Annotated in this window: 11 protein-coding genes; 6 read left to right on the top strand and 5 right to left on the bottom strand. The window is 64.6% G+C overall.

Features of this window, described 5'->3' with window-relative positions:
- The 3 genes from MOX02_RS31920 to MOX02_RS28080 all read left to right on the top strand — a co-directional run.
- Nucleotides 1-307 (top strand): hypothetical protein (locus MOX02_RS31920; protein WP_210250417.1); only part of this gene is annotated, 307 nt, incomplete at its 5' end.
- A 451-nt stretch (nucleotides 308-758) separates the two neighbouring features.
- The gene (locus MOX02_RS28090) at nucleotides 759-974 is read left to right on the top strand and encodes a dodecin family protein (RefSeq protein WP_147029086.1); all 216 of its coding nucleotides are present in this window, start codon (nucleotides 759-761) and stop codon (nucleotides 972-974) included.
- Between the two features lie 561 nt (nucleotides 975-1,535).
- Nucleotides 1,536-2,027, top strand: a complete 492-nt coding sequence (locus MOX02_RS28080; RefSeq protein ID WP_147029085.1) for a hypothetical protein — start codon at nucleotides 1,536-1,538, stop codon at nucleotides 2,025-2,027.
- Nucleotides 2,028-2,460: 433 nt separating this feature from the next.
- Here MOX02_RS28080 and MOX02_RS28075 read toward each other — a convergent pair whose 3' ends face one another.
- The 3 genes from MOX02_RS28075 to MOX02_RS28065 form a co-directional block, all read right to left on the bottom strand.
- Nucleotides 2,461-2,655, bottom strand: a complete 195-nt coding sequence (locus tag MOX02_RS28075) for a hypothetical protein (RefSeq protein WP_147029084.1) — start codon at nucleotides 2,653-2,655, stop codon at nucleotides 2,461-2,463.
- Between the two features lie 205 nt (nucleotides 2,656-2,860).
- Nucleotides 2,861-4,078 carry a coiled-coil domain-containing protein gene (locus MOX02_RS28070; RefSeq protein ID WP_174804979.1) on the bottom strand — a complete coding sequence of 406 codons (1,218 nt, stop codon included), beginning with the start codon at nucleotides 4,076-4,078 and terminating at the stop codon, nucleotides 2,861-2,863.
- 155 nt (nucleotides 4,079-4,233) lie between these two features.
- Entirely contained in the window at nucleotides 4,234-4,524 is a 291-nt protein-coding gene (locus MOX02_RS28065) for a hypothetical protein (protein ID WP_238178994.1), read from the bottom strand.
- 907 nt (nucleotides 4,525-5,431) lie between these two features.
- Between MOX02_RS28065 and MOX02_RS28060 the strand changes: the two genes are divergently transcribed.
- Nucleotides 5,432-6,193, top strand: a complete 762-nt coding sequence (locus MOX02_RS28060; protein WP_147029082.1) for a hypothetical protein — start codon at nucleotides 5,432-5,434, stop codon at nucleotides 6,191-6,193.
- Nucleotides 6,194-6,364: 171 nt separating this feature from the next.
- On the opposite strand, the gene MOX02_RS28055 is transcribed toward MOX02_RS28060, so the two are convergent.
- On the bottom strand, nucleotides 6,365-7,399 hold the full coding sequence (locus MOX02_RS28055; protein ID WP_147029087.1) for a lytic transglycosylase domain-containing protein: 1,035 nt from the start codon (nucleotides 7,397-7,399) through the stop codon (nucleotides 6,365-6,367).
- 309 nt (nucleotides 7,400-7,708) lie between these two features.
- Nucleotides 7,709-8,071: a hypothetical protein gene (locus tag MOX02_RS28050; RefSeq protein WP_147029081.1), complete on the bottom strand. Its 363-nt coding sequence runs from the start codon at nucleotides 8,069-8,071 to the stop codon at nucleotides 7,709-7,711.
- A gap of 177 nt (nucleotides 8,072-8,248) precedes the next feature.
- On the opposite strand from MOX02_RS28050, the gene MOX02_RS28045 reads away from it, so the two are divergent.
- Together MOX02_RS28045 and MOX02_RS28040 are read left to right on the top strand one after the other, a co-directional pair.
- Nucleotides 8,249-9,418 carry a hypothetical protein gene (locus MOX02_RS28045; RefSeq protein WP_147029080.1) on the top strand — a complete coding sequence of 390 codons (1,170 nt, stop codon included), beginning with the start codon at nucleotides 8,249-8,251 and terminating at the stop codon, nucleotides 9,416-9,418.
- A 243-nt stretch (nucleotides 9,419-9,661) separates the two neighbouring features.
- The gene (locus tag MOX02_RS28040) at nucleotides 9,662-9,853 is read left to right on the top strand and encodes a hypothetical protein (protein WP_238178999.1); all 192 of its coding nucleotides are present in this window, start codon (nucleotides 9,662-9,664) and stop codon (nucleotides 9,851-9,853) included.
- Nucleotides 9,854-10,451: the final 598 nt, after the last annotated feature.

Genomic DNA, 10,451 nt, shown 5'->3' with positions numbered 1-10,451 from the left:
AAGTGGGCCGGGACCCGCGAGAGGACTTGGACACACTTTTTCTAGCCAGCCCTCGGCCCAGTCGAGGAAGTCGAACTGGCAGTCTGAGCGTCAGCCCTCCAGCCTCACCATCTGGTTCGACCGCTCGGTCGAGCACAATGTCGTCGAGGGCTTCATCTACATGGCCGGCCGCCTGCTGCACGCCGAGACCTACGCACCGGGCGCGATGGATCCAGTCAGCATCGCGAGCTTCCCTATGACCCCGGCCAGTCTTCGACGGGCTAAGGGGGCGGTCGAGGCCACGTTAGGTGCCCGCGCATTGGCTTGAACGGCAGCATGCGCGACCGCCTCGTCGATTTGAATGTCAGGTTTTGTCAAGGTCCAACCTGCATGCGCCGTAGCTTAGCTCATAGAGGAGGACTCTGCTCAGCAGTCAGCCGCTGCAGATCTCCGGCTGCCCACTCAATTCTGGTTGAACGTGCAAGAAAGAAGAGAGCAGATCTGGTGGAAAGCAGAGTTGCGTTGCAACCGGATTTTGCCTCCCAGCCGAGAAGCGGACCTTCCGCTTTGCGCCCATTTCAGCCATTCAGCCGACCCACACAGCGTCTCTGAAGCAGTCATTCGCCGATTGGACGTTACGGAGCTAGCCGCCTCGCGTAAGCGCGTTAACGGAACCGCTCTGGAACTGCCGCCAAGCTCCTGCCCGCAACTGCACAGAGGGTTGCCGTCCGGGGGAGCCGGGCAGAGCATCACCTGCCTAACCCGCAAGGGAGGCACTCATGTCAGTAGTGAAATTCTTGGAATTGTCGGCTCAGTCTCCGCAAGGCTACGAGGACGCGATCAAGCAGGCAGTCGAACGCGCATCCAGCACGCTCCGCGGCATCCAGTCCGTCTGGGTCAAGGAGTTCGAAGCTGTCGTGGAGAACGACAAGGTGACTCAGTTTCGGGTCAATGTAAAAATTTCGTTCTTGCTTGAAGGCGCGGGCGCCGGTTGAACGGCGCTTTCCGGCTACGTTGTTCGGCGGCACTGCTGGGAAGGCGAGCGTCGGCGAGTGTCTGCAATGAGTGCGCAGGCTATCCTTGAGCCACAGATGGTTCTTGTCTGGGCCGGTGTGCTGCTCTTCATCAGTAGCATCTTGCTCACGGCTTTCACGGCGCTCTGGGGCGGACGTTTCAGAGCCAGGAACCGGACGGACAGCGCAGCTGGATTCAAGCCTCGGGCAAACTGGCCCGGACTCGTGATGCTGGCAGTTGGTGTCCTCATGCTTCCCGGCCGCGGCTGCGTTCCGACGCCGGTCTTCTATCTCGCGCGAGGCGCAGTCGCTCACTGAGGCCGCTTCATAGAGCCGGAGAACGCCCCTCCGAACAGTGTTCGGAGATCAAGGCCCGCACGCGTGGGCCGCGCCAGTCGAGACGTGAAACAACCACACGCAGCAGCGAGCGAGCGCATTCTAAGCTCGCAATCCCTCCGAGGCGTACCACTGCACGTCCTGTAGATTTAGAGCTCTCGCGAGCACATGGCATCCAAAAGACCCTCCCGTTGTTGAGGACCGACAATGTTGAAGCCAGCTTCGCCGTTGATCTTTGCCGCCGCCATCGCTAGTGCGCCATCAGCGCAGGCGCTCGGTCTGGACGAGATGAGAGTCCGCACCGCCTTTTTCGCGACCCACTACCTCCAGATCTGGTCGTCGGACAATGCGGCTCCAATTGTCCGGGTGCCAGACATGTATGCTCGCACCGTTACGTTCTACGGTCGCCGCTATACGCAGGATCAGCTCATTGCGGAGAAGCGCCGAGCGATCCAGCACTGGCCTTCTCGGCGCTACGTTCATCGTCCCGGCACGATGCAGGTCACCTGCAACATGCCGGCTCAGAGGTGTGTTACCCGCTCCATTATCGATTTTGAGGTTAGCAACTCCCGTCGTCACGCCGCGAAGCGCGGTTCAGCGAAGTTCGATCTTGGCATCAGCTTCGCCGAGCAAAGCCCTCGGATTGTTCACGAAGGAGGAGGTAGCTTGAGCAGCCGACGGTTTCGCCGAAGAACCTAAATTAAATTGCCGGATCTAGCGAGTATAGGGTGTTTTGGAGCCGTTATAGTCGCCTTCGTCAACCAAGCTGTCACAGCCCGAAAACTTGCATAGGCCTTGGACCACAAACCGGGGCAACCCCAGTCCTGGCTGCTCCTCGCCATCAGCCCGGTCCAAAGCCAGCCCGTCAGGTCAGGCTGCCTTCACCCGCTGATCAGCCTTGCCAAGCGGTCTGGTTGGGCAGAGTGGCAGGAGTCGGCCGCGGCTTAAATCGGCGTTCTCTCTGCGTAGTCGTCCCCTACTATGCGTCCGAGCAGTGTCGCGATGATGATTGCGGTCTGGCGCGCCTCATCCTCCGACATGCGCCACGTGCAGGAGAGATCTTCCGGACTCTCCCAAGCGGCGCGAGTAGAAGCGGGTCTCTCCGAGCTCGTTGAGGCAGTGGCTCGGGCACTCATGACAGCAGCCAATAGGCGCCGAGCACGAGGCCGCGGATCGTGGCTCCGAGGACGAACAGCAGCGCCGCGGTCCCGCCGATGATCTGCATCAGGTTGAAGCGGACCGAAGCGCCTTCGGAGAGCCGCCTCTGCCAAGCGAAGACGCCGACGAGTAGGGCGACGCCGGCCAAGCCGATCAGAAGTTCGTGCATCACGCGAAGCCGCTGTTGACCGCTATACCGCTATGTAGAGGTGGAGCTTCAACGTCATATCGGACACGCGAGCGTCCTGGTCACATGACACAAAGGCGCCACTCGCCTTGTTCACCTCATACCGGTCCAGGCGTGCTGCTGCGCAGACAGGATGAGCTGTTTTGAGTCAGCTGTGGCTTCGCGCACGTTAGCTCTGCGCCATGCCTCACTTCGTTGTCCCTGCCGGTGGGCTTGCATTTCCATGCGGCCGGACGGGCGCTGAGGAGCTTGCCGGCGGCCTGCTCTCGTCCTGCTTCCCGGGCGCGGTGCCATCCTGTGCAGGCTGCCCAGAGAGCTGCTGGTGCGTGTCAGCCAGCTTGCTCTGCGCATCCACGAGCTCCTGGCGCGTTGCGCTCAGGCGGCTGTCCAGCTCAGCCAACTCCTTGTTCCGCGCAGCCAGACTCTCGGTCAGCGTGGCAAGCTGCGCCTGTGCCTCAGCCTGCCGCTTCTGCAGCGCCTCAAGCTCTGAGGTCTGGCTCTGGCGATCCGCGCTCAGCTTCTTGGCCGCTTCTTCGAGCTGGCTGCGCTCGGCGGTTAAGCGATCTCGCTCGGACTGGGCAGCGGCAGCATCTCTCTGCGCAGCGGCCATCATCTCGCGCACCTGCTGAAGCTGCTGCTCAGTCTGGGTGACTGCTGCGGTGAGCTTCTCGCGGCTGGCCGAGAGATCATCGGTGGCCTGCTGAACGTCTCCGCGCTCCTTGGCCAGCCGCTCAGTCTCTGTACGAGCGTCTGCAAGCTCCCTCTGCGCCGCTGCGGCGGCCTCACGGGCCTGCTGCTGAGATTGCTCCGCTTTCGCCAGCTCTGACGACTTGGCAGCGGCCTCCTGTGAGAGCTTCGTCAGATCATCCCGCAGCTTAGCTTCCTGCTGTCGGGCCTCCTCTACCCTGCGCCCGACATCCGCCAGCTCCTGGGTGCGCCCCTTCGCCCCCTGCTCCGCGGTCGTGATCGCCGCCTGAAGCGGAGCCAGCTTCTGCTCGGCCTGCTGGACTTGCGCCTGGAGGTCGGAAAGGCGCTGAGCCTGACTCGCTGCCGCCTGCTCGGCTCCTGAGGTCCGCCGCTCGGCTTCGGTTCTGCGTTGCTCCAAGTCCGCGAACTGCGCTTGGGCTCGCTCCGAGGCCTCAACGGCCTGCCGTCCCTTCTGCTCGGTCTCTGCGATCTTCGTCTGCAAGTCGCTGAGCGTCCCAGCCATGACCCGCTGGCGGCCGAGTTCGTTCTGAAGACCGGTCTTGTCGCTGATCAGGCTGCTCACCTGCTGCTCGTGGTCCCGCCGCTCCCTGCTGTGCCGGATGGCTATGACGATGGTGATGGCGAGCAGCGCCAGAGTGGCGATGGCCAGCGTGAGCGTGATCGGCCGGCGGAGTTCGGAGCGCACGTCGAGTGCCATGGTTCTGACTCGCAGGGTCGCTGGAGGGTTCCTTTAACGCGACGCAGCGGCTTAGGGCTCCGCACAAAACTGCTCGCAGAAGCTTGGAGTGTGCGCTGCGCTCGCGAACCGGCCTCGCTCCCACCGCCGCGGCTGCCTGTGGCGACCAACCGCCGTCAGCCCATCTTGCGTCTCAGCTCCTCGTAGAGCTTGCGGTAGTCGTAGGTTGGGTAGAACTCCGTGCGATAGCCGCCCCAGGCTGCCCGCTCGATCAGGATGTTGACCTCGCGCAGGCGCTCGGGCGCGAAGCGCAGCGTCACCACCTGCCCGACGCCCATCATCACGTACCAACTCACCACTTCGACGCCGGCCGGCGGGAAGTCGCGGAACCAGCCGGTGTGCTTCAGGTGCTCGTTGATCTGAATGACTGTCTTCGTCTGGTCGTGACGCAGGAAGACAGTGAGCATCGTCGTCCCGGGCGGACCCGTAGGCGACTCGTCGGTGACGGCCGTTGGTCCTTCTTGAGCCTCTGCCTGAGGCACGAGAGCGCTGAGAAGCGGCAGCCCTGCGAGGAGCTGCCAGACGGAACGTCGTGTCGCCATCGCGGAACCTCCTACTGCTGTGCGCCGATGTCGAACGAAGAGGCGCGCTGGATCGTTGCTGGCTACCTGGCGCCGCCCGAGCTGCGACGGGCGCAGCAGGATCCGGATTGCGGTGCAGGCAGTTACACCTCCTCCGCTGGGCGAAGGGTCACCCCAGCCCCGTCCGGCCTTCAGATAAGAGCGGAGCTGTGGGCCTCTTCTTTGCCTTGTTCCTTATCGGTGTTCCCCTCGGGCTGGCCGTCTTCGAGTTCCTGCGCATGCGCAGCACCCGTCCCCTCTGATCCGGCCGCGCTGCGGCCGCATGAAAACAGCGGTAATCCTGCTCGTATTCACCGGCGCCATCAGCACTGCGCTGGCGGCGCCTTGCCACAGACAGCCGACATCTGGTTTGGTGGGCGCGGCAAGTGCTCCGGCGAACTCGCGACTTGCTGATGCGCCTGCACTCAGCACGGACAAGGCTGCGCTAGACGAAGCCGCGGTCAGCAAGCGCAACGAGGCCGCGTGAGCCGCGCAGGATGGAGAGTGGGACACTCAGATGAAGCGGACCATGAGTGGCATTTGCCTGGGTTGATAGCTGCCGGAACCGCAGCGGCACGCGCCGCGGCGTTCCCGTTGTTGCGAAGGTCAGTCTCGCTTGCCTCTAACGCCGGGTGGGAAAGCAAGAGAGGAGCGGGCGCGTTAGGTACGTGGCGAATGCGCCGGAACGGTGCGGAAGTGCATTCCGTTAGGGCCCGGATGGCCTGTGAGTATGCCGGGCTAAATGGGGGCGCCGATGCTGCTGAACCAGACCAGCTTTGTCCGTCGTGGCCTCTTCGCCTTCACCTCCACATTCTTGGTGCTCGGCACCGCGGTGCAGGTCCAGGCTGCCGATGAGGGCGGCCTCGGCGGTCTGTTCCAGCAGCTGTTCTCACCGCAGCCCGCGCCAGCGTCGCAGCCGGCGCCTGCCGCACAGCCACCAGCCTACGGCGGCACCTACGGCGGTGACGCCGCAGCGGGGTACGGCTACGGCCGGCGCGAGTGGCGCCAATCCGCTCGCCGGCGACAGCTGAGGGATGCACAGGCGCTGGTCCGGCCCAAGGTACGTTATGCGGCTCTGCCCAAGCCCGAGAAGGTGAAGGCAGCCACGGAGAAGCCGAAGGCCTCCGAGGCTCAAGCGGCACTGTGGCGGTATGCTGGCAATCCGAACGCGGCTCTGATGCACGACAGCACCCTGCGCAAGGGCGACATCGTCATCACCACGAATGGACCGAAGGTGTTCACGGGCAAGACCGAGGAGCGGCATACGGCCGGCGATTTCGAGCCGGTGAGCCGCTCATCGGCGGTGGATCGCAAGACCCGCACGCTCCTGGCTGCGATGGTGGCGCCGCACGGTGCGCTCCCGGCCGATGAAGCCCGCAAAGCGATGGCGAAGCTCCGCCGCCCGTCCGAGCCGGCGGATGTACCGGCAGCTGTACAGGCGCAAGCTTCAGGCCTGCGGGTTGTGTACCCGTCTGCTGCTCAGCCCGCAGTGAAGGTCAGCCTGCAGGGGCAGTAATCCCTTACACCCGAGCATCTGCCGCAGCAGCGACGGGCCCTTGAGACGGCTGCCGTGAACTGTTCGGCTACTCCGCAGCCTTGAGCGATCGAGTACCTTCGCGGTGCAGAACCAGCCAGTCGGGTCCGGGAGGACGAGAGCGAACGTGCGATCTGTAGGAGTTCGCGCTCGTCAGGTTTTCAGAACGACACAGGCGCCACCCACGCTGCGGATCTTCCCGCAGAGCACGTCGGCAGTCTGCCGGCTCTGGGCTGGAATGCGGATCCGGTAAAAAGCCTGTGTACCGCGATTGCGTAGGCGCGTGCCGATGATCATGGGTCGCGCCCCACCAATCACCCGCGCGTAGGCTGCCTGCGTACGCGAGAAGCTCTGAAGCGCGAGTGCTTTCGAGAAGTTGCCGGCGAGTTGAATGCCCCAGGGCCCCCACGGCGGCGGTAGTGCCTTCTCGCCCGCGCCCTGCCCTGGACTGGGCGCGAAGCGATCGCCGCGCGAGGGGATGCGGAGCGCGGCCGTCACCGTTAGGCAGGTCTGCACCGTTTCTACCCTGCTCCGGGCCCGAGTAAGTGCTTCTTTGTCGCTTGGCTTGGTACGCGCCAGCTTCTCGGATGCCTTTTCAGCCTGAGGGCGCTCATTCGCGTGAAGCTCCCCGCCGCTCTCCACCTTCCCCCGAGACTGGACGGTCTTTTCCGTTGCTTTGTCCTCGGGAGGCCCCATCTCGACGCTGCCGGAGCCCGGGCGCCAATCCTCCGCCGGGCGCCCGGTGATCGCGTAGACGTAGGAGCGGGTCTCGGCGGGCAGCCCGCCGGAGCCCGCGAGCCAGTTCGCGACGCGGGTCGGCCCGCCATTATAGGCCGCCGCCGCGAGGCCGAGATTGCCGAACTGGCGCCGGTGATCGGCGAGGAGATGGGCCGCGTGCGGGATCGCCTGTTCCGGGTCGAACGGGTCGAGAAGCCCGCGCTCCCGGGCGGTGCCCGGCATGAACTGCGCCACCCCCTGTGCGCCCGCCGGACTCACCACGCCGACCCGGAAGCTGCTCTCCCGCCAGATCAGCCGGGTCAGGAAGGGGACAGGCAGGCGGTGGGTGCGGGCCGAACTCTCGATCAGCCGGCAGAGCGCCTGCTCGACGGTCTCGGTGGCGCCCTCCGACGGCGCGGCCCTCGCCGACGCAGCGAGGAGCGCAGATCCGAAGAGGACGGCCGGGAGCATGGCCGGCAGGATTGTGATCACCGAAAGTTTGGTGGAAACCATTGCTGGCTGTGTCGTCGCATCGTTGGCTGCGTGAGGCGGTTGAGGGTTGTGGCGAGGTGAAGTCCTGCCGGTTCCGGCCAAGCTGCGCGCAAACCAGGACTACGAGCAGTACCGCTGCGGCCAGAGATGCTGAGCGCGAAGCCTTACTCGCCTTGCTTGGACTTTCTACCGATCTGGAAGCAGGCGAGCGGCCAAGGACATGCGCGACGACAGGAAATGCCTGAGTGCCCCGTAGTCGCTAAGTGGCTGAAAGCAGACCTGGAATAATCATCGCCGATGCTTTCCCTTGGGCTTGATCGAACCTGTCGGGATGTCCGGCTGGAAATCTGGAGGGCCTGCCTGGGCGAAGGTCAGGCGTCCCGGCGCACCGATAGCTCCGATCCCCTGAGCATCGGCTATGGCCCGCAGGGCTGCCGTGTCCGCAGACAGCTGCAGGAATGATGGGGGTGCAGGCGCGACCGTGGCTTGCTCCGCTTGCTTGGAAGCTTCTGCAGGCTCGCCTGAGCCGCTTGTCGTCGCTGGTGAGGTGAGAGACGCGGTCGAACCGTCCGGCTGACTCAGTGAGCGAGCGAACATCAGCCCTCCGCCTACAGCACACAGGCCGATGATGATCAGCAGCAATCGCTTCATCTCTACCTTCCCCCTGAAGCTCATGCGGTAGAAATGTCGCTCGAGCGGAATGGTTCAGCATGGCGTCACCCCTCGATCTTCCAAGCACAGCTTAGCCATTGGAACCGTATTCGTTGCCGCGGTGTTCTGGCGTCAGCGTTTTACACGCCCTTGCCATATCATTTTTGGAGGGACTCGATGGCGAAGACTGCCATGCTGACGTCTGTTGCTGTCATTGTGCTTGGCTCTACGCTCGCGGCCGGACACGCCATGGCACAAGCCGCCCCTCCGGGTTGTGCATCGCCCGGGCACCTCTCAGCCCTTCAGGATGACCCGTTCTGCGAGGAGAGCGTCGGGGACGATGCGGCGGTCGAGCGCAAGACGGTGCGGCGCTCCCGCACGGTCCTGCGGCCTGAGACGGCGGAACGTCGGAGAACGGTTCTGCGGCCCGAGATCGAACGGACCGCTGCGACGGTTCCGGAGGAGGTCGATGTCCCGGTCGCGCGCACGCAGTTGCAGCCCGTCACCGTGCCGACGCAGCGCACGGTCGAGACGCCGGTGACCGTTCGGCGCGCTCGCACGGTGATGCAGCCGGAGCAGGTGCCGGTACAGCGCACGGTCCTTGAGCGTGAGCAGGTGCCTGTCAGCCGCACCGTCATGCGGCCCGAGCAAGTTCCGGTTCAGCGCACGGTGGTTGAGCGTCAGCAGGTGCCGGTGACCCGCACGGTGATGCAGCCGGAGCAGGTGCCGGTGACCCGGACCGAGATGCGGCCGGAGCAGGTGCCGGTGTCTCGTACGATCACCGAGCTCGAGCCGGTGACCAAATCGCACACCGTCATGGTGCCCTACATCGCGTTCCGGCCCGAGACTGTACAGACGACGGAGGTCGTAGCCCGGCCCCGCACCGTCACGGATACCGAGACGGTGATGCGGCCCCAAACCGTCACCGAACTGCAAACCGTCCAGCGCCCCCGCACCATCACAGAAACGCAGGAAGTGGAGCGGCCGCGCACCGTGACTGAGATGCAGACCGTGATGCGGCCTCAGACGGTCACGGAACTGCAAGAGGTGGAGCGCCCGCGCACCGTCACGGAAGCCCGCACGGTGATGCGGCCGCGTACCGTCGTGGAGAACGACACGGTTCTGCAACGGCGCACGATCACTGAGAACCGCACTGTTCTGCAGCCGCGAACGGTGGTGGAGAACCGCACCGTGACCCGGCCGCGAACGGTCGTGAGCAACCGCACGGTGCTGCGCCCGCACACCGTCACCACCCGTGAGCGGGTGCTGCGCCCGGAGACGGAGGTCTCAACGGCCTCGGTCGAGCGTCGCGCAGGCATTCGGAATGCCGCGTTCAGGGATTACTGACAGGCCGAGCTGAGGCCGGAATCCTGGCCTTCTGCTGTAAGCTGATGGGCCGCCTCGCGCCAGCGAGGCGGCCCAGCCCACTCGGCCGGTGGCGTAAAACAGCCGAGAGCTGGCAGCCCTTACCTCGATCGGGGCGTGGCCGGCATTCCCGCTCAATGTCGGGTTGATCCTGCCCTCGGCTGTGACAGACAGATTTGCACGGCTCCTCGCTACAACTCCATCTGATCACGCGGAACCGTATAGATGCCGTCTCCGTATCTGCTCACCGTGGGTGATGAGGCCGACAAAGATACGAACACTGATGCTGAGGGCGATGACGCCCTGGATGTCGATGACGATGGCGACAGGGTCGAAGACGACACCCTCGTGGTCGACGAGGACGACGAGGACACCAGCGACCTGATCGAGGTCAACGACGACGATGACGACCAGTAGCCGCGCTCAAGCTCATCGTCCGAGCATCCGAACACCAATCTCGAAAGCGGTCTCGGCGTCCGGTTGGTCGTGTCGCAGAGGGCGCCATGAGCAGGGCCGATCGCACCGCTATGCGACGCGACGGCTCCTTGGCCTCGGCGTTGATCATGGTCGCGGGCGCGGAGGCGTGAGCTGCTACGGCCGCGGCCAGATCGAGGATGGGGTCTCGCCCGATCGGATGAGCCTGGGTAGTCGGTTCAGCGAGGTAGACGTCGACGGCAGCGCCGACGGCCTCGATCGCGATGCGCTCGGTGGTCACGAGGTCCGAGTGCGTAGCATCGTCAGACATTCGCGACGTTGTACACCCTGCGCTGCATGCTGCAACAACGTGACATTGAGGACCGGACCATCATCAAGGAACCTCGTGAACGAGGCGGTCATCGCCTAACGCAACCACGAACTAACGCTGCTCTCGCTCAGGGGCGGTCATGCGGTCCGTGTACAACCTGTTGTTCAGTCTTGGAGATCGAGGCGCTCGCCAAGCCCGCGGGGATCCTGTGCCGCCACAACACCGGTACGGCGTGCGGGATCTACCTTGAGCGCCCGGAGGCATGCGCCC

This window comes from Methylobacterium oxalidis, from assembly GCF_007992195.1.
GTDB classification, from domain to species: domain Bacteria; phylum Pseudomonadota; class Alphaproteobacteria; order Rhizobiales; family Beijerinckiaceae; genus Methylobacterium; species Methylobacterium oxalidis.
The sequence above is the reverse complement of the archived record's forward strand: the minus strand, read 5'-3'. Positions and strand labels throughout refer to the sequence as shown.